This is a genomic window from Bergeyella anatis, from assembly GCF_036016955.1.
Taxonomy (GTDB): domain Bacteria; phylum Bacteroidota; class Bacteroidia; order Flavobacteriales; family Weeksellaceae; genus JAYWXI01.
This window is the reverse complement of sequence record NZ_JAYWXI010000126.1, coordinates 1-474: the sequence shown is the minus strand read 5'-3', so window position 1 is coordinate 474 and position 474 is coordinate 1. Positions and strand designations below refer to the sequence as shown.

Below are 474 nucleotides of genomic sequence, written 5' to 3'. Positions count from 1 at the left end.
ATTGATGGAATAGAAAAACACATAAATGACTGATAAACAAAAACAACGCCCCGCGTGGGCCTATACGCTGCCGGCAGCACTGCTGCTGATGGCTCCTTTCGACATCCTCGCTTCACTGGCGATGGATATTTATCTCCCTGTCGTTCCAGCGATGCCCGGCATCCTGAACACGACGCCCGCTATGATCCAACTCACGTTGAGCCTCTATATGGTGATGCTCGGCGTGGGCCAGGTGATTTTTGGTCCGCTCTCAGACAGAATCGGGCGACGGCCAATTCTACTTGCGGGCGCAACGGCTTTCGTCATTGCGTCTCTGGGAGCAGCTTGGTCTTCAACTGCACCGGCCTTTGTCGCTTTCCGTCTACTTCAAGCAGTGGGCGCGTCGGCCATGCTGGTGGCGACGTTCGCGACGGTTCGCGACGTTTATGCCAACCGTCCTGAGGGTGTCGTCATCTACGGCCTTTTCAGTTCGAT

The 474-nt window shown here is 55.5% G+C and carries 1 protein-coding gene; it reads left to right on the top strand.

The features are described 5' to 3' along the window. Nucleotides 1-25 precede the first annotated feature (25 nt). On the top strand, nt 26-474 hold a 449-nt coding region (locus VQ048_RS12575; protein WP_327611976.1), incomplete at its 3' end, for an MFS transporter.